The 17,946-nt window shown below is 72.8% G+C and carries 18 protein-coding genes; 17 read left to right on the top strand and 1 reads right to left on the bottom strand.

The genetic code is table 11. From position 1 onward, the window contains the following. Nucleotides 1–953 precede the first annotated feature (953 nt). From FRADC12_RS01855 to FRADC12_RS01765, 17 genes are all read left to right on the top strand, one after another. Nucleotides 954–3,842 carry a sensor histidine kinase gene (locus tag FRADC12_RS01855; RefSeq protein WP_045875303.1) on the top strand — a complete coding sequence of 963 codons (2,889 nt, stop codon included), beginning with the start codon at nt 954–956 and terminating at the stop codon, nt 3,840–3,842. After that, a complete protein-coding gene (locus FRADC12_RS01850; protein WP_013425869.1) occupies nt 3,842–4,261 on the top strand; it encodes a roadblock/LC7 domain-containing protein in 420 nt (139 codons plus the stop codon). The genes FRADC12_RS01855 and FRADC12_RS01850 overlap by 1 nt, the downstream gene beginning before the upstream one ends. A gap of 62 nt (nt 4,262–4,323) precedes the next feature. Beyond that, nucleotides 4,324–4,695 carry a DUF742 domain-containing protein gene (locus FRADC12_RS01845; RefSeq protein WP_045875302.1) on the top strand — a complete coding sequence of 124 codons (372 nt, stop codon included), beginning with the start codon at nt 4,324–4,326 and terminating at the stop codon, nt 4,693–4,695. Continuing rightward, nucleotides 4,676–5,302 (top strand): GTP-binding protein, encoded by a 627-nt coding sequence (locus FRADC12_RS01840; RefSeq protein WP_045875301.1) that lies wholly within the window; start codon nt 4,676–4,678, stop codon nt 5,300–5,302. Before FRADC12_RS01845 ends, FRADC12_RS01840 begins: the two co-directional genes overlap by 20 nt. 251 nt (nt 5,303–5,553) lie before the next feature. Beyond that, a complete protein-coding gene (locus FRADC12_RS31935; protein WP_045875299.1) occupies nt 5,554–6,762 on the top strand; it encodes a LuxR C-terminal-related transcriptional regulator in 1,209 nt (402 codons plus the stop codon). Nucleotides 6,763–7,150: 388 nt separating this feature from the next. Next, nucleotides 7,151–7,486: a TcmI family type II polyketide cyclase gene (locus FRADC12_RS01825; protein WP_045875298.1), complete on the top strand. Its 336-nt coding sequence runs from the start codon at nt 7,151–7,153 to the stop codon at nt 7,484–7,486. Nucleotides 7,487–8,159: 673 nt separating this feature from the next. Further along, the gene (locus tag FRADC12_RS01815) at nt 8,160–8,405 is read left to right on the top strand and encodes an acyl carrier protein (RefSeq protein WP_045875296.1); all 246 of its coding nucleotides are present in this window, start codon (nt 8,160–8,162) and stop codon (nt 8,403–8,405) included. Between the two features lie 179 nt (nt 8,406–8,584). Next, nucleotides 8,585–9,064, top strand: coding sequence for an SRPBCC family protein (locus tag FRADC12_RS01810; protein ID WP_045875295.1), 480 nt, complete (start codon nt 8,585–8,587; stop codon nt 9,062–9,064). Next, a complete protein-coding gene (locus tag FRADC12_RS01805) occupies nt 9,061–9,504 on the top strand; it encodes a cupin domain-containing protein (protein ID WP_045875294.1) in 444 nt (147 codons plus the stop codon). Before FRADC12_RS01810 ends, FRADC12_RS01805 begins: the two co-directional genes overlap by 4 nt. Further along, nucleotides 9,501–10,796: a beta-ketoacyl-[acyl-carrier-protein] synthase family protein gene (locus tag FRADC12_RS01800; RefSeq protein ID WP_045875293.1), complete on the top strand. Its 1,296-nt coding sequence runs from the start codon at nt 9,501–9,503 to the stop codon at nt 10,794–10,796. Before FRADC12_RS01805 ends, FRADC12_RS01800 begins: the two co-directional genes overlap by 4 nt. A gap of 67 nt (nt 10,797–10,863) precedes the next feature. Next, nucleotides 10,864–12,159: a beta-ketoacyl synthase N-terminal-like domain-containing protein gene (locus FRADC12_RS01795; RefSeq protein ID WP_045875292.1), complete on the top strand. Its 1,296-nt coding sequence runs from the start codon at nt 10,864–10,866 to the stop codon at nt 12,157–12,159. Nucleotides 12,160–12,268: 109 nt separating this feature from the next. Continuing rightward, nucleotides 12,269–13,006 (top strand): SDR family NAD(P)-dependent oxidoreductase, encoded by a 738-nt coding sequence (locus FRADC12_RS01790; protein WP_045875291.1) that lies wholly within the window; start codon nt 12,269–12,271, stop codon nt 13,004–13,006. Nucleotides 13,007–13,008: 2 nt separating this feature from the next. Beyond that, nucleotides 13,009–13,419, top strand: coding sequence for an antibiotic biosynthesis monooxygenase family protein (locus FRADC12_RS01785; protein WP_502685218.1), 411 nt, complete (start codon nt 13,009–13,011; stop codon nt 13,417–13,419). Beyond that, nucleotides 13,416–13,748: an antibiotic biosynthesis monooxygenase family protein gene (locus FRADC12_RS01780; protein ID WP_045875290.1), complete on the top strand. Its 333-nt coding sequence runs from the start codon at nt 13,416–13,418 to the stop codon at nt 13,746–13,748. Before FRADC12_RS01785 ends, FRADC12_RS01780 begins: the two co-directional genes overlap by 4 nt. Nucleotides 13,749–13,784: 36 nt before the next feature. Next, nucleotides 13,785–14,933 carry a glycosyltransferase gene (locus tag FRADC12_RS01775; protein ID WP_045875289.1) on the top strand — a complete coding sequence of 383 codons (1,149 nt, stop codon included), beginning with the start codon at nt 13,785–13,787 and terminating at the stop codon, nt 14,931–14,933. A gap of 105 nt (nt 14,934–15,038) precedes the next feature. Continuing rightward, nucleotides 15,039–16,082 (top strand): methyltransferase, encoded by a 1,044-nt coding sequence (locus FRADC12_RS01770; protein WP_045875288.1) that lies wholly within the window; start codon nt 15,039–15,041, stop codon nt 16,080–16,082. Nucleotides 16,083–16,331: 249 nt separating this feature from the next. Further along, entirely contained in the window at nt 16,332–17,195 is an 864-nt protein-coding gene (locus FRADC12_RS01765; RefSeq protein ID WP_045875287.1) for a DUF429 domain-containing protein, read from the top strand. 183 nt (nt 17,196–17,378) lie between these two features. Here FRADC12_RS01765 and FRADC12_RS01760 read toward each other — a convergent pair whose 3' ends face one another. Beyond that, nucleotides 17,379–17,819, bottom strand: coding sequence for a hypothetical protein (locus FRADC12_RS01760; RefSeq protein ID WP_232303547.1), 441 nt, complete (start codon nt 17,817–17,819; stop codon nt 17,379–17,381). Between the last annotated feature and the right edge of the window lie 127 nt (nt 17,820–17,946).

Below are 17,946 nucleotides of genomic sequence, written 5' to 3'. Positions count from 1 at the left end.
CTCTCCGCTTCGTCGCGATGGCTCGATCGGTGGTGGCTGAAGAATATATGTTATGTAATCTGGGCCAATGGTCACTGCCTGAGCGGCTCGGCCCGGCCCGGGCGGACCCCGCCCGGTGCCCGCTGGCCCGCCCCCCGACGCGGTGCTCACTGGCCCGCCGCCAGCCTCGCGGTCACCGGCGCGCAGGTGCGTCGCGGACGCGTGGCCAGTGCCTGGAGCGGCGTGAGCGGGGTGCGGGCGGCCGGCGCGACAGCGGGGATCCCGGGCCGGCGGTAATCGCCCCAAGGAGAGCTCGGGAGGCGGGCGGTGAGCCGGTGCGTGAGTCTCCGCGGGAGCCTTGGGGCGCTGTTTCCCGATGGTTACCGCCGTATGCCAGAAAGCACTATCGCGACGGGCGTCGAGCGGGGATGCGACGTGACGCAGATTACTCCGAATATGAATCGGTTGTGCTCGATGGGTTTGGCGCCGACGCCGCCGGAACCCGGCATGAAGAGGTGCGCGCCTGTCATTCCGTCGCGTTGTTCGACCTGCCGGTCTGTTTCGTTCAGGCCGGGCCCGAAGGGGTCTCTCGGCGGCGCCTCGATGGCGGGTGGTGGGTCGCCGCGCGGGGGCTACGCGGTGTGACGACAGGTCATCGGCGGCAAAACGGCCGGCCTACGGTGTTGTCTCACCGATGCGATTGAGACAACTGCCGTGCGCCCCGTGGCCACTTGCCGATCCCCCGTCATCCCTTGGATGCGAGGGGTCAGTAGAGTTGCCCTCTACCTTCCGGGCAAAGGGGGCGGACAGGGGACCGAGGGGAAACCGTGGTCCCCTCGGCGGCTCACGCTGCCCGGTGGGGCCAGAGCGCGGATACCCGGCCGGTGCGGCCCGCCGTTTACCCGCCCACTCGCCCCACAGGCCACCCCCGTAGCCAAGGCGCCCTGACCGCGGGCGTCGGACGAGAGGACCGGATGCTCCAGAACTGGCCCATCCGAACGAAGCTGGTGGTAATTCTCATCGTCCCCTTGGTCGCCCTTGCCGTGCTCAGCGCGATACAGGTGCGGGGGAACGTCAACCGAGTACAGGAAGCGCAGCGGACGAAGGCGCTGGCCGCGTTCTCGGTTGAGGTGAACAGCCTGGTCAACGACATCCAGAACGAGCGTCTCGGGTCTCACACCGTCACCGCGTCCCACTATGCCGGCCCGCCCGCGGTGATGAAGGCGGCCCGCCCCCAGGTCGACGCCGCGCTCGGGGCCTTCCGCGTCAGTGAGGCGAAGCTGCCCGGCACCGCTCGCGCCGCCCTCGGTGGCCAGCTCACGAACGTCGACGGCATTCTCGCCAAGCTCAAGGCGCACCGGGACGCGATCGACCGGCAGCAGATGGACCTCAACGGTGACGTAGCGTACTGGGACCCGCTGGTCGCCGCGCTGCTGGGCCTCGACGGCGAGGTCGCGTCGGGCAGCAAGGACACGGCGGTCGTCTACGGCGTGAGCACGCTCGTCGCGATCAGCCAGGCGAAGGAAGCGCTGTCCCAGCAGACCGGCGGTATCAACCGGGTGCTGTTCCTCAATGACAGCAGCGCGCTGGAGCAGACCCGCATCGAGGTCGGCCAGGAGACCGCGTGGCTGCAGCAGTACCAGGCCACCGCGAGCCCGGCGCAGAAGCAGTACCTCACGGACGCCGTCGGTCTGGACACGAACCCGAACTCGCTGATCGAGCGGGTCGGCTCGATGCGCGACGACATGCTGGCCGCGAAGCAGAGCGGCCAGGCGCCCAACGTCAACATCGGGGACTGGTCGACCGCCTCGCAGCTGATGATCGCGAAGATGCACGACGTCGAGACCCGGGTCTCCGAGGACCTCGTGGCCACGTCGAGCCAGATCTCCAGCAAGGCCGTCAAGGACTCGTTGGTCTCCAGCCTCGCGGTGGCGCTGATCCTGCTGCTGTCGGTGCTGATCTCGCTGCTGGTGGCCAGCCCCATGATCCGCCAGCTGCGCCGGCTGCGGGAGGGGGCGCTGGAGGTCGCCGACCACCGGCTGCCCGAGGTCGTCGAGCGGCTCCACAAGGGCGAGCCGGTCGACCTCGACGCCGAGACGTTCCCGGTGCCCGCGACAACCCGCGACGAGATCGGGCAGCTCGCCGAGGCGTTCGGCACCGTGCACCAGGTCGCCGTGCGCACCGCGGTCGAGCAGGCCGCGATGCGCAAGAGCATCGGTGACACGTTCCTCAACCTCGCCCGCCGCAGCCAGGCGCTGATCCACCGCCAGCTGAAGGTCATCGACGCCCTGGAGCGCAAGGAGACCGACCCGGACGAGCTCGAGGAGCTCTTCCGCCTCGACCACCTGGCGACCCGGATGCGCCGCCACGCCGAGGACCTCATCGTCCTGTCGGGCTCCAAGCCCGCCCGTGGCTGGCGGCGGCCCGTCCCGATCAAGGACGTCGTGCGCGGTGCCGTCGCCGAGGTCGAGGACTACACCCGGGTGAAGGTCCTGCCGGTCGGCGGTGGCGCGATCAGCGGCCACGCCGTCGGTGACGTGATCCACATGCTCGCTGAGCTGATCGAGAACGCCACCTCGTTCTCGCCGCCGCACACCCCCGTGCACGTCACGGGCCACGAGGTCTCGAACGGCTTCGCGATCGAGATCGAGGACCGCGGCCTGGGGATGAACCCGGCCGAGTTCAAGGCCCTCAACGACCGGCTGGAGAACCCGCCGCCGTTCGACCTGACCACCTCCGAGCGGCTCGGCCTGTTCGTCGTCGGCCGCCTGGCCGAGCGGCACAGCATCAAGGTCCGCCTGCGGACGTCGCCGTACGGCGGCACGATGGCGATCGTCCTGATCCCGGGCCCGCTGCTGCGGGCCGCGGAGAACGACACCCCGACCGACGTGGCGCCGGCCGTCCCGTCCGGCCCCGATGCCTCCCGCGAGTTCGCCGCGGTCGGTGGGCGCCCGGTCGCCACCGACACCGAGCCGATCGACTTCGGTGGGCCGATACTCGCCCTGCCGCCGGGGCCGTCGCTGGGCGCCGGGCTGGCCGACGACGACGTCGACCCGCCGACCACCGGCTTCGGCACCCGCTCGGGCCCCCCGACCGGAGCCCTCGCGCTGCCCGCCGCCGCGGGCACCTTGTCCCCGGACGACCTGCCGGCCCCACCGCGGCTGACCGACCCGGCCCCGCCGGTCCCGCCGCTGGGCCTGGAGGACATGGGCCCGCGGGCCATGTTCGGCGTGACGCCGCCGCGCGCGGGCGACGACGAGCCGCTGCTCGACGACCTGCCGGTGTTCGCCACCGTCCGGTCCAGCTGGTTCATCGCCGACCGGCCGCGGCGGCAGATCGCCCCGCCGGCGGCTGGCGAGGACCCGCTGCTGGGCCCGCTGGCCTCGGGTCCCGAGGCCCCGACCTCCTACTCGACTCCGACCACCGCCTACAGCGCGCCCGTGACCCCGCCGCGGAACCCAGTGACCGGCTCGCCCGAGTCGCGGTTCGGGCTGGACCTGCCGAGCCGGACCTCCCCGCGCCACCAGCAGCCGGGCGCCGATGCCCCGCCGCCACGCGCGGACGGGTTCGGCCCGGTCACGCCGGCGGGCGGCTACGCGCCCGGCGGCCCAGCCCGGCCGCGGCCGGCCCCGGCCGCGCCGACGACCGAGGTCGGGCTGCCGCGCCGGATGCGGCGGGCCAACCTGGCGCCCGAACTGCGCCGGGACAGCCCGCAGCCCGCCCGGCCGCCGTCGGTCGTGGCCGGGCCGCGTTCTCCGGAGGAGATCCGGTCGATGATGTCGTCCTTCCAGTCCAACTTCGGTCGTGGCCTGGCGGACGGACAGGGTTCCAGTGACGGTGACGATCAGAGGAAGGTGACCTGATGAGCCCGGTTGGGCCGTCCGAGAACATGAGCTGGCTGCTCAACAACCTCGTGAAGAAGGTGCCTGAGGTCACCTACGCGATCGCGCTTTCCTCGGATGGTCTGCTGCTCGCCACGTCGGCGGGAATGGACCGGGCAACGGCGGACCAGCTGGCCGCCGTCGCGTCGGGCTTCAACAGCCTGGCCCGCGGCGCGGGGCGTTTCTTCGGCGGGGGCAGCGTCCGGCAGACCATCGTCGAGATGGAGCAGGGCTTCCTGTTCGTCACGGCCGTCGGTGACGGCGCGTGTATGGCGATCCTGTCGAGCCCCGGCGCGGACATCGGTCTCATCGCGTACGAGATGGCGCTCCTCGTGACCAGGGTCGGCGAGTTCCTCACGCCGGAGCTGCGTGCCGAGATGCAGGCGGCGCTACCCATCTAGGTGAGCGGGGCAGCCAAGGCTGGGGGAAGTCTCACCGGGAATCGTCAGGCAGGAGAGTCGGAGTGTCGCGAGACGAGGAGTGGTTCGACGACGAGGCCGGGCCCGTTGTTCGTCCCTATGCGGTCACCGGGGGACGCACCAGGCCCAACAAGGGCTCGCTCGAGCTGGTCGCCCTGGTTACGACGACGTCGCACGGCCGGGCCGCGGCCAGTTCGCTCGACCCCGAGCAGCGCGCCATCGCGGCGCTCTGCCTGCGGCTGCAGTCCATTGTGGAGATTTCCGCCCGGCTGAACATTCCGGTCGGTGTGGTCCGGGTCCTCGTCGGCGACATGCTCGACGCGGGGCTCGTCACGGTGCACCGGCCAGCACGACCCACGAACCGGCCCGAGCAGGCACTGATCGAGAAGGTGCTCGATGGACTACAGGCCCTCTAGCGCGAGGCCGCCGAGGAATGACGCCGTCCCTTCCCCGAGTCCGGTAAAGATCATCATTGCCGGCGGGTTCGGGGTGGGCAAGACGACCTTCGTGGGCTCCGTCAGCGAGATCACCCCGCTGACGACAGAGGCCGCGATGACCGCCGCCAGCATCGGCATCGACGACACGTCGGCCGTGGGCGGCAAGACGACCACCACCGTGGCCATGGACTTCGGCCGGATCAGCCTGCTCGACAGCGTCATCCTCTACCTGTTCGGCACGCCGGGACAGGACCGTTTCTGGTTCATGTGGGACGAGCTGGTGCTCGGCGCGATCGGCGCCGTGGTGCTGGTCGACACCCGCAGGCTGGCGGACTCGTTCCCTGCGATCGACTACTTCGAGGAGCGGGACATCCCGTTCCTGATCGCGCTGAACCAGTTCGACGGTGCGAAGCGGTACGAGGTCGCCGACGTGCGCAAGGCGCTCGACCTGGAGTCGAACCGCCCGGTCGTGATGTGCGACGCCCGGCGGCGCGAGTCCGTCCGCCAGGCGCTGGTCGCCCTCGTGCGGCACGCGCTGGACGTGGTCGCGTCCGAGAACCGGGAGCACGACCTCGCCGGCACCTGAGCGGGCCATGGTCCGTCGCCGGCGCGGTGGGCCGGCCGAGGCGGGAGCCTCGGCCGCCGCGCCGCGGGGCGCCGGCCGGCCGTCTGAGGCGCCGGCCGGCTCGGCCCGTGCCGAGCGAGCCGGCGTCATCCTGGCGCAGCTGTTCCGCGCGCAGGACTTGGACGCCGAAGGGGGCGGCGTCAGGGGCCGGTGGGGGCCGCCGGGCGAGCCGGCCGGCCCGACCAACGGTCGGTGACCGCTCGGAGGAGCGCGTGCTAGATCTGCTGGGCCTGGACGACGTGACCCAAGCCGCCTATCGGCTGTGGCTGCGCGACGAGGACCTCGACATCCAGGCGGTGAGCGACAGCCTCGGCCAGCCGGCCGCCCTGGTCGCGGCCGCGCGTGACCGGCTGATCGCGCTGTCGCTGCTGGTGCCGGACGTCAACCGGCCCGGCCGCCTGCTGGCCGTGCACCCCGAGGCGCCGCTGGCGCAGCTCATCCAGGACCGGCACGAGCAGCTGATCCGCCAGCACGAGCACCTGGTCCGGGCCCACGCCCAGGTCGGGACGCTGGTCACCGAGTTCATGGCGAGCCGTTCGATGCTCGCGAGCGGCGAGACGGACCTGCTGCGGCCGACGACCACCGAGGGCCTGCGCGTCGAGCTCTCGGCGATGATCGCTGGTGCCCGCCACGAGGTGCTCTCGGTCCGCACCCGCACGACGCTCGCCGCGATCGCCGCGGAACTGCTCCCGCTGGAGCTGGAGGCGCTGCGCCGCGGGGTCGCGGTGCGGACCGTCGTGGCCCGGCCGCGGGCCGGGCTCGCCTGGGTGCTGCCCCGGCTCGAGCACCTGGCCGACATCGTCGCGGCCGGCGCCGAGATCCGGCTCGCCGACGACCCGTCGCTGGACATCACGGTCGTCGACCGCCGGGTCGGCGTCGTCCGGTTCGCCTCCCTCCCGGGCGGTGGCGCGCTGGTGATCCGCACGCCGGACGTCGCGCTGCTGGCCGGCGCGATGTTCGACCAGATGTGGGGGAACGCCGACCCGCTTGGGCGGGCCGAGGCCCGCCAGGTCGAGCCGCTGGCGGACGACGGCCGGGCCGACAACTGGCTGGCCGCGGGCGTGCCGGCGGCCGGGCTCCCCGAGCGGGCCGGCAACGGCAGCGCCGCCGCCAGCAACGGCGCGGCCCGGACGGCCACGGACGACACCGAGCCCTGCGCCCAGCCTGGCGCCGAGGTTGTCGCGCCGGCCGCCGGGCCCGACCAGCCGGCCGCTGACGGCGCGACGGAGCAGGCTCTCTCGGCCGCGGAACTGCTGTTGCTGGCGCTGCTCGCCGACGGCCTCAAGGACGAGGCGGTGGCCCGGGCGCTGGGGGTCTCGGTGCGCACGGTCCGCCGGATGGTGGCGGAGCTGATGCACCGGCTCGACGCCCGCAGCCGGTTCCAGGCGGCCCTGCTGGCTCAGCGGAAAGGCTGGTTGTAGCACTGTTGTGTTTCGATTTGTTGGTTGTGGCAGGACGATGCCACCGCAACTAGTTGCCACCCTGGTTGGCCCGGAACGGCGCACGGGCGTCGGCGTTCTGCCGCACACTTCCACCCGAGACACCGCATCGCCCGTGGGTGCGAATCAGTGGTCTGGGCCTGCCGGTCGCCGACGGGTGCGGCTGGGAACCCGGCGTCCGCCACCGTCGCAACCATTCTCGCCGACGCACCGTCGCGTCCGCGCGGTCGCCGGCACCGTCGCCGGAGTGGGCCAGGACGGTTCTCACGGCTCGGCCGGATCGACCGATGAACGCTGTGAGGAGAGACACAGTGCCGAGAAACCAACCGCGTGCGCACGCGCTCCGTGAGGCACCGGCGGGAGGTACACGGTGAGTCACCGGACGCTGATCGTGGCCCGGATGAACCCGTCGGACGAGGAGAAAGTCGCCCAGATTTTCGGCGACTCCGACGCGGGTGAGCTGCCGCACCTCGTCGGGGTGTCGCGCCGGGAGTTGTTCGCCTTCCACGGGCTGTACTTCCACCTCATCGAGGCGGAGAACGGCATCAATGCGCCGCTGGCGAATGTCCGTGGACACCCGCTGTTCATCGACGTCAACACCAGGCTCGAGAGCTACATCACCGCCTACGACCCGGCGACCTGGCGGGGCCCGCGCGACGCGATGGCCCGCAGCTTCTACACCTGGACGGCGCCCGAGGCCGGCTGACCTGTTCCGGCCGGGACCCCGCCCGGCCGGTACCGGCCGGGCGCCCCTGCTCGGCCGGCACCTTCCCGGAACCACCGCGACTGAGCCGTCGTGGCGGGACCGGTCCCGCGGCGTGGCCCCGCCGCGGCGGCACCCGGCCCGGGCCTGTGTGTCACCCGGTCAGCGCGCGGCCTGCTACCGCGCGCTCCGGTGTGGCGACGGCCCACGCCGGACGGCTGGTGCGGGAAACACCCCGGGACCGGGTGCGCGGATCGTCCGCCAGCCGCCAGCCGCCAGCCGCCAGCCGCCAGCCGCCAGCCGCCAGCCGCCAGCCGCGGGTGACCGGCGTCCGCGGCGGGAAGTCCGCCAAAGCTCGGGCACCAATCGCCTGGAAAGGCATCTCCGCGCGTACGCCCTTCCCGGGCTTTCGCGCGGCATTGAGGCGACGGCTTACCGGGCGTTGGCAGGCATTTGTCGGGTCGGCGTCCGGCAGTTGCCGTTGCCCCGCATCACCACCCCATTTTCATCGAGGTTTCGAAGAGAGTTTCCCCCGGCTCGCCGCACCGGATTTTTGGATGACGGCCAGACTGGCTGGCAGGAAGGTGATGGCCGCGACATCCCGGGTGGGATCCGGCCCATCAAGCCACGCATGGGTGGTAGTTCTGTGACAAGCGCATCCTCCGGAGGTAAGAACATGCCCCAGCAGTGGGACTCCGCCGCCCTCTTTGAATTCCTAGTAACCCGGGCCGGGCTTCCCGAGGACGACCTGCCGGCCACGCTCGACGTCACGTTCGAGGACATCGGGCTGGACTCGCTGGCCTATCTGCAACTGCAGTCGGAGGTGGTCGAGTCGGTCGGTGTGGAGCTGCCGGCCGACCCGCCGCCCGGCTACACCCTCGCCGACATCCTGGCCGCCGTGAACCGCGAAATGGCCGCCTGAACTGCGCTTTCGCCTGACCCGCTGGCCGCCCGCGAGCCGGCCAGCCGACGGGCCGGAGCGTCCCGTGACACCTGTGCGCGCACCTCGAGAACAACGAGGCCACCGGGTGAGAGGGCGGGCCCGCACCCACCTGCCACACCGCCGCCCCGAGACGCCGAAACCCCCCGAGGAGACCCCCCGTGAACGGCCACACCGACAACTCGATCTACATCGACGCCAGTCTCGAAACCGTCTTCAGGCTCACCAACGACCTCACGACCTGGCCACAGCTGTTCACCGAGTACGCCGCGGTGGAGATTCTTGAGGCCCGTGACAACACCTTCAAGTTCCGCCTGACGATGCATCCCGACGAGAACGGCCAGGTGTGGAGCTGGGTCTCCGAGCGGACCCTCGACCCGGTGAACCACCGGGTCCGTGCCTACCGCGTCGAGACCGGCCCCTTCGAGTTCATGCACATCGAGTGGACGTACCTGGCGGAGGGCGCCGGCACGCGAATGCGCTGGGTGCAGGACTTCCGGATGAAGCCCACCGCGCCGGTCGACACCGCGGGCATGGTGGTGCGCATCAACACCAACACCCCGCGCGAGCAGGCAGCCATCAAGGAAAAGGTCGAGAAGCTGGCCCGTGCCGCCGCGCTCGGCGCCGGGAGCGCCCGGTGACCCCCGGGGCCGCCCCCGCGGCGCCGAAGGTCGTCTCCATCCACGACGTCGCGGCCAACCGCCGCCGTGGCGGTGACATCCGCACGATCCTCTCGCCGCTGACCGTGGGCGCGAAGGCCGGCTTCATGGGCACGCTGACGCTCGCCCCCGGCGAGATCGTCACCGAGCACTGGCACCCGTACTCGGAGGAGTTCCTCTTCTGCGTGCGCGGCGAGGTCACCGCCCGGTTCAACGGCGCGGAGTACACACTGCCCGCCGAGAGCGGGGTGCTGATCCCCGTCGGCACCCGCCACCGGCTGGTCAACACCGGCGGCGAGACGGCGTTCTTCGTCTTCTGCTCCGGCCCGCTCGCCCCCCGGCCCGACCTCGGCCACGTCGACACCGAGGAGCTCTCCCCGGCCCAGGCGGCGGCACCGCACACCCCGGTCGGCACGGCATGACCCGCCGACGCACGGCGGTCACCGGCGTAGGGGTGGTCGCTCCCGGCGGCACCAGCCGCAAGGAGTTCTGGTCACTGATCACCGAGGGCCGGACGGCGACCCGCCGGCTGTCCTTCTTCGACCCGACGCCGTTCCGCTCCCAGGTCGCGGCCGAGTGCGACTTCGACCCACTGGCCGCCGGGCTGACCCCACGCGAGGTGGCCCGCAACGACCGGTTCGTCCAGTTCGCCCTCGTCGCGGCCGCCGAGGCGGTCGCCGACTCCGGTCTGGAGCTGGGCGGTCTCGCCAGCGTCGGAGCAGCCCCCGACCCGGGCGGCCCGGTCGTCGGGGTCAGCCTCGGCAGCGCCGTCGGCGCCACCACCAGGCTGGAGAACGAGTACGTCGCCGTCTCCGACGGGGGCAGGCACTGGGAGGTCGACCCCCGCTACGGCAGCCAGTTCCTCTACCACGCGCTGATCCCCAGCTGCCTGGCGACCGAGGTCGCGACCCGGTTCGGCGCCCACGGGCCGGCGTTCGTCGTCTCGACCGGCTGCACCTCGGGGATCGACGCGATCGGCTACGCCCACCAGCTGATCGTTGATGGCGAGGCCGACGTCATGATCGCCGGCGCCTCCGACGCACCGCTGTCCCCGATCTCGATCGCCTGCTTCGACGCGATCCGGGCGACCTCCGCCCGCAACGACGACCCGGAACACGCGTCGAGGCCGTTCGACGTGACCCGCGACGGCTTCGTCATGGGAGAGGGCTCCGCGGTCCTGGTCCTGGAGGAGTACGGGCGGGCCGTCGCCCGGGGCGCGCACATCTACGCCGAGGTCGGCGGGTACGCGTCGCGCTCCAACGCCTTCCACATGACGGGCCTGCGCCCCGACGGCCTGGAGATGGCCGAGGCGATCCGCCTCGCGCTCGACGAGGCCCGGGTCGACCCGTCCGCGGTCGACTACGTCAACGCGCACGGCTCCGGCACCAAACAGAACGACCGGCACGAGACGGCCGCCTTCAAGCGGTCGCTCGGCGCGCACGCCTACCGGGTGCCGGTCAGCTCGCTGAAGTCGATGGTCGGGCACTCGCTCGGCGCGATCGGCTCCATCGAGGTCGCCGCCTGCGCGCTGACCATCGAGCACGACGTCGTGCCGCCCACGGCGAACTACTCGAAACCCGACCCCGAGTGCGACCTCGACTACGTGCCGAACGTCGCCCGGGACCACACCGTTGACGTCGCCCTCTCGGTCGGCAGCGGTTTCGGCGGCTTCCAGTCGGCGATCGTGCTGACGGCTCCGGGGACGGCGGCATGACCGAGCCCGCGCGGGGTGGCCCGCGCCAGCCACCTGGCGACAACGCGCGGATCAAGGACACGGAGACATGGTGACCACAGCCACCAGGCCCGCTCCAGCCACCAGGCCCGCCCCCGACCGGGCGGCCCGGCGCTCGCCGGTGACCAGGCCGATCGTCACCGGTCTCGGTGTGGTCGCACCGAACGGGATCGGCGTCGAGGAGCACTGGGCGGCGACGCTGCGCGGCGACCTCGCGATCACGCCGATCAGCCGGTTCGACGCCTCGGGCTACGCCGCCCGGCTCGCCGGGCAGGTCCCCGACTTCGACCCGAACGCCTACCTCGACAACCGGTTCATCGTGCAGACCGACCGCTGGACCTGGTTCGGGATGGCGGCGAGCCGCCTCGCGCTCGAAGACGCCGGCTACGACCCGTCCAGCCGGGACGCGTACGACACCTCGGTCGTCTTCGGCGCCGGGTCCGGCGGCAACGACTTCGGTCAGCGCGAGCTGTCCCGGCTGCACACCCGGGGCCGCGGCGCGGTCAGCGTCTACCAGTCGATCGCCTGGTTCTACGCGGCGACCACCGGCCAGACCTCGATCCGCCACGGCCTCAAGGGCCCGTCGGGAGTCGTCGTCGCCGACGGCACCGGTGGCGTCGACAGCCTGGCGGCGGCGCGGCGGACGATCCGGCGCGGCACCGCCACCGTGCTCGCCGGCGCCGCCGAGTCCGGCCTCACCCCATACGCGCTGACCTGCCACCTGTCCAGCGGGCGGGTCAGCACGGCCACCGAGCCCCAGGCCGCCTACAAGCCGTTCGACGTGCGGGCCCGCGGCTACCTGCCCGGCGAGGGCGGGGCGACGCTGCTCGTCGAGCACCCGGCGGCGGCGGCCGAGCGCGGCGCGGCCAAGAACTACGGCGAGATCGCCGGCTACGCGGCCACCCACGACGCCTTCCACCACAGCCAGGCGGCGCCGAGCCCGCTGTGGCTGGCCGTCGCGATGCGCCGGGCACTGGCCGACGCCGGCGTCGAGGCCGGCGAGGTGGACGTCGTCTTCGCCGACGGCGCCGGCTCGCGGGACCTGGACGCGCTGGAGGCCGCGGCGCTGCGGGACGTGTTCGGCGCCGGGGCCGTCCCGGTGACGGCCCCGCACGGCCTGGTCGGCCGGCTGTGCGCCGGCGGGTCCGCGCTGTCGACCGCCACGGCGCTGCTCGCGCTGCGCGACGGGGTGCTGCCCGCGGTCGGCAACCTCGACGAGCCCGACCCGGCCTACGGACTGGACCTGGTGCGCGAGCCGCGGCCGTGCGCCGCGCAGGTCGCGATGGTCGTGGCACGGGGCTTCGGCGGCTTCAACAGCGTGCTCGTCCTGCGGCGGCCCGCGTGACCGGTGCTCGCCGGCGATCCGGGCCGGCCCGCCGGCCAGGGCGCACCGCCCCGGCCGGTGCTGGCGGGACACCGACCTTCCGATCCGTTCCCCCGAGATGAGGAGCCCGATGTTCGCAGACCTGGCCGGAAAGCGCGCGCTGGTGACCGGCGGCACCCGCGGGATCGGCCGCGCCGTCGCCCTCGGCCTGGCCCGCGCCGGCGCCCACGTCGTCGTGAGCCACTCGCAGGAGAGCGAGGCGGCGGACAGCCTGCGCCGCGAGCTGAAGGAGACCGGCGGCAACCACCTGGTGATGATCGCCGACGCCAACGACCCGGCGGCTCTCGCGGCGCTTCTCGAGGCCACCGGAGCACACCTCGGTGGCCTCGACATCGTCGTGAACAACGTCGGCACGATCAACCACGTCCCCTACGGCCAGCTGTCGCTCGAGGACTGGAGCTCGGTCCTCATGACGAACCTGACCGCCACCCACCTCGTCACCCAGGGCGCGCTGCCGCTGCTGGGCGACGCCGGCTCGGTCATCAACGTCGGCTCGGGGGCCGGTGTCGTCGGCGTGCCGAACCGCGCGCACTACACGGCGGCCAAGACCGGCCTGATCGGCCTGACCCGGTCGCTGTGCAAGGAGCTCGGCGCCAAGGGAATCAGGGTCAACCTCGTCACCCCGGGCGTCACCGAGACCGACCACGCGGCCGGCATGCCGGCGAACGTCCGGGCGATGTACACGACCCGCATCCCGCTCGGCCGGCTCGGCAGCCCCGAGGAGATCGCCAACGTGGTGCTCTTCCTCGCCAGCGACGTCTCCAGCTACGTCAACGGCGCCAACTTCGCGGCTGACGGAGGGATCTGACCATGGCACGCACCGAGTACGACGTCGAGATGACCGAGGGCACCGGCGCCGGGGCCGCGGCCGCCGACCTGCCGTTCCGGGTGATGCTGACGATGCACGTCCACCCCGGCCGGGAGACCGAGTTCGAGCGGACCTGGCTGGAGATCGGCGACCAGATCACCGGCCACCCGGCGAACCTCGGCCAGTGGCTGGTCCGGTCCGCGGACGAGCCGAGCACGTACTACATCATGAGCGACTGGGTGAACGAGCGGCTGTTCCGCGAGTTCGAGCAGACTCCCGGCCATCTGGAGCACCGCAGGATCCTGCACCCGCTGCGCAGCAGCGGCTCGATGGTCACCGGCGCCCGGCTGGCCTTCCTGCCGGGCGCCGCGAGCACGCTCGAGCAGGCCGAGTCGGTGGCGGCCGCCGGATGAGCCGGGTCCGCGTGATGATCTGGGCCGTCGCCCCGGCCGGTGGCCCGGCGGCCGTCGAGGCCGCCTACCACGAGATCAGCGCCCAGCTCGTCGGCACGCCCGGCCTGCTCGGCAACCAGCTGATGCGCGCGGCCCGCGACCCGGGCCGGTTCGTCGTCGTCTCCGAGTGGGCCTCGATGGCCGACTTCGCCGCCTGGGAGCAGGGCGCGAGCCACAAGCCGGCCACCTCACCGCTGCGGCCGCTCCAGGACCCGGACCGCCGCCCGGTGATCTACGAGGAGGTCGCGGCCTACGACGAGTCAGGCGTGCTGGCCGACGTCGCCCACTAGCCCAACCCTGCCCAATCCCCGATGGGAATTCTTCCGATGAAGGTGCTCTTCTCCGCCGTGCCCATGCACGGCCACTTCTTCCCACTGGTCACGCTCGCGCACGCGTTCCGCGCGGCCGGGCACGAGGTGCTCGTCGGCGTGCCGGAGAACCTCGTCGACGCGGTCACCGGGGCCGGCCTGCCGGCCGCCGTCACCGGCCCGCCGATGGAGCTCAAGGACGTCATCATCAGCCGCCGGTCCGGCGAGGCGGCCACCGTCCCGACGACGCTGGAGGAGCGGCTAGCGGCCGCCGGGCGCGCCTGGGGCACGCTCGCCGGCAACTCCTTCGCCGGCACCCGGGCCCTGCTGGACGCGTGGCGGCCAGACCTCGTCATCGCCGAGCCGAGCGAGTTCAGCGCTCCGATGCACGCCGCGGCGCTCGGCATCCCGTGGGTGCGGCACAACTACGGGATCACCTGGCTGCCGCAGACCCTCCCGTTCACGGCCGAGGAGGTCGCCGGCGAGCTGGCCCAGCTCGGCCTCGACGGGCTGCCCGAGCCCGACGCCGTCATCAACGTCTGCCCGCCGAGCGTCGCCAGCGCCGAGGACGCGACGGCGCTGCCGTCCCGCTACATCCCCTACAACGGGCCGGGCCTGCTGCCGGCCTGGGCGCTCGCGCCGCGGACGAGGCCGCGGGTGCTGCTCACCTTCGGCAGCCTGGTGCCGCACGTCGGGTTCCGCGACTTCGTCGGCGTGCTGCGCGACATCGCGACCGGGGTGCCGAAGCTCGGCGCCGAGGTCGTCATCGGCTGCGACCCGGAGATCGCCACGAGGCTCGGTGACCTGGGCGACGGCGTGCTCTCCGTCGGCTGGCAGCCGCTGAACCTCTCGCTCGCCGCCACCGACCTGATCATCCACCACGGCGGCGCCGGCTGCACCCTCACCTCGCTGGCCTTCGGCACCCCGCAGCTGGTGTGCCCGCAGATCGGGGACCAGTTCCCCAACGCCTTCACCGTCATGGGCGTCGGCGCCGGGAAGCTGCTCATGCCCGAGCAGCTTGAGGTCGACACGGTGCTCAAGGAGGTCGGGGAGCTGCTCGCCTCCCCGGGCTACGGCGAGAAGGCCCGGGCCGTCGCCGCCGAGGTCGCCGCGATGCCGGCGCCGGCCCAGCTCGTCACCACCCTCGTCGAGCTCGCGGCGGGCTGACGCCCCCACTCCAGGCCCGCTCCCGGTACCGCGCCCGCGGTGCCGCCGGACCGGGCTCTCGCTGACACCTGACAGACCGTCCCGACCCACAGAGAGGGCCGCCCCATGGCCTCCATCGTGCCCGCCGAGAAGATCGACGTCGTCCGCCGGATCGAGCAGCTGGCGGTCGGCGCCGGCCTCGCCGCGATCGTGCAGACCGCCATCAAACTGGGAATACCGGACTCCTTCGACGACGGCAGCGTGACCGTCGACGAGCTGGCCAAGAGCGCGCAGGCGGAGCCGGGAACGCTGGCCCGGCTGATGCGCGCGCTGACCGTCCACGGGGTGTTCGACGAGGTCGAGCCCGGGCGCTACACCCACAACGACATGTCCCGCTACCTGCGCGAGGACGCGCCGATCCCGATCAAGTACCTGGTGCTGTGGATGGGCGCGGCGTGGACGTGGGAGGCCTGGCCCCGGCTCACCGACGCGGTCAGGACCGGGAAGACCGTCATCCCGGACATCTACGGTAAGGACTTCTACAGCTACCTCGGCGCCGAGGGTGCCGAGTCGGCGGTCGACTTCATGAAGGCGATGACGGCGATCACCGCGCTGTCCGCGGCGCCGATCGTGGACGGCTTCGACCTCACCGGCGTCGGCTCGGTCGCGGACATCGCCGGCGGCCAGGGCCGGCTGCTCGTCGAGCTGATGGAGCGCTTCCCGCACGTCAAGGGCACGCTGTTCGACCTGGAGAGCGTCGTCGCCAACGCCGACCCGAAGCTGCTGGAGGGCGGTGAGCTCGCCGAGCGCGCCACCATCGTCAGCGGCGACCTGTACGACAAGGTGCCGGTCGACGTCGACCTCTACATCCTCAAGAACATCCTCGACGCGCCGAACACCAACTCGGAGAAGGCGCTGCTCAACATCAAGGAGAGCGCCAGGCCCGGTGCCAAGGTCGTCATCATCGACGCGCTGATGGACGCCAGCGTCGAGGAGCTGCGGGTCACCACGCTGGTCGACCTGTTCCTGCTGCTGAACGTCGGCGGCGCCCGCCACAACACGAAGGAGTTCGAGATCCTCTTCGAGAAGGCCGGGCTGAAGTTCCTCGGGATCAAGCCGGTCCCCGGTACCTTCCCGACCCAGCACCTCGCCGAGGCCATCGTCTTCTGACCCCGGCGGACGGTCCACTCCCGGCCGGTTCCGGGCGCGAGGCGCCGGCGGTTCCCGTGACCGCCGGCGCCGCGGCGTGCTGGCGGCCGGGTGCCTGCCGGGCCGCACTGACGGCTAGCCGACAGTGGCCCTCGGCGCGCACGTACCCCATTGTCCTTACGCAGGTGACAGATCGGCCATGGCGGGCGTCGGGCGGGACAGGCCTGCCATGGTGACCCGCGGGGCGACGGCAGGAGCCGGGGGCTGGCGATGGCGGACGGTGTGGTCAGGGTTCCGGGGGCCAGGGTTCTCGGGGCCAGGGTGCTGGGCGTCGACGCGTGCCCCGGCGGGTGGGTCGCGATCGAGCTGGTGGACGGGGCGTTCGCGCGGGCGGCCTTCGCCGTGGAGCTGCGGACGCTGGTGGACACCTCGACGGCCGGGGTGATCGGCGTCGACATGCCGCTCGGCCTGCGCACCGAGGGCTGGCGGACGGCCGACCACGCCGCCCGCGCGGTGCTCGGCCCGCGGCGGGCCAGCCTCTTCCTCGTCCCGCCGCGCGCGGTCTGGGCGCACACCGACTTCGCCGCCGCGAACGCGCAGTGCCGGGCGCTGACCGGCAACGGCCTCACCCAGCAGGCCTGGGGGCTGCGGCACAAGCTGCTGGAGGCCGACGTGCTGCGGGAGCGGATGCCCAGCCGGCTCTACGAGGTCCACCCGGAGGTCGCGTTCGCGGCGATGGCGGCCCGGCCCCGCGCCGACCCGGCCGAGGACTGGCTGGCGATGGTCGTCGCCGGCGCCGAGACGGCCGGCCTGCCGCCCGACGACGTCCTGGCCGCCGCGGCGCGCGGCGGTGGTGGCCAGGTCGCGGCGCCCGCGACGGCGCACCGGCCGTTGGCCCACGCCAAGACGACGTGGGCCGGTGCCGCCCGCCGCCGCGCGCTGCTGCGCGCCGCGGGCATCGTCCTGCCGGACGACCTCGGCCCGGCGAACGTCGTCCCACCGGTCGACGTCCTCGACGCCGCGGCCGTCGCCTGGACCGCGCACCGCGTCGCGACGGGCCAGGGACGCTGCCTGCCGGAGGGCTCCGGGACCCAGCTCGACGACCGCGGCGAACCGATCGGCATCTGGTACTGACCGCTCCGGCGAACCGTCAGGCGTGCGCCGCCGGCCGCGGACCGTCAGCCGTCAGCCGTCAGCCGTCAGCGGGCTTCGGCTTCGGACCGGTGGAGCGCATGTTGACCAGCCGGCCGAGCAGGTCGAACCAGAACGGAGCGCCGGCGGCGAGCGCGGCGACGGCGATCAGCCAGCCGAGGGCCTTCAGCGCCCAGCCGCCGGCGTCGCGCGGCAGCGCCCGCGGGTCGGAGGCCGCGTGCGAGCGGGTCCAGCCGAACGGGATCTGCAGCGCCCCGATGTCACGGACGGCCTCGACGGCCCCCTCACCCCGACCGCCGGGACGGACGGGCGCCCGCCGGTCCGCAGCCCGCGCAGCGGCCCGTCGAGCAGCTCCGCGGTGAGATCCCTGACCGCGCCGATGCTCTGGCCCACCGTCGAGCCGTCCGGCGAGTCCGGCTCGGCCGGCAGGGCCGGGTCGCGCTCGACGTTCTCGGAGGCGAGCCGGCGCAGCTCGGCCTCCAGCTGGCGGCCGCGGTAGTTGAGGAACCCGAGGACCGTCTCGTTCACCCTGGAGACCGCGACGCTGAAGACCGCGAACACCAGGGCGAGCCCGATCAGCACCTGCAGGACGGCGGAGTCCGGCATGACCACCTCGTTCGCATCAGCCACGGTTGGCAACGGCCTGCGCCTTTCTACCGGATCAGCACGGTGCGAGCCGATCTGGGCCGCCAGCGTGGCGGCGCTCGGACGCGTCGGGTAGGGATGTGCCATG

Source organism: Pseudofrankia sp. DC12, from assembly GCF_000966285.1.
In the GTDB taxonomy this organism is placed as follows: Bacteria; Actinomycetota; Actinomycetes; order Frankiales; family Frankiaceae; genus Pseudofrankia.
Note: the sequence above shows the minus strand (reverse complement) of the source record. Positions and strands in the feature narration are given on the sequence as shown.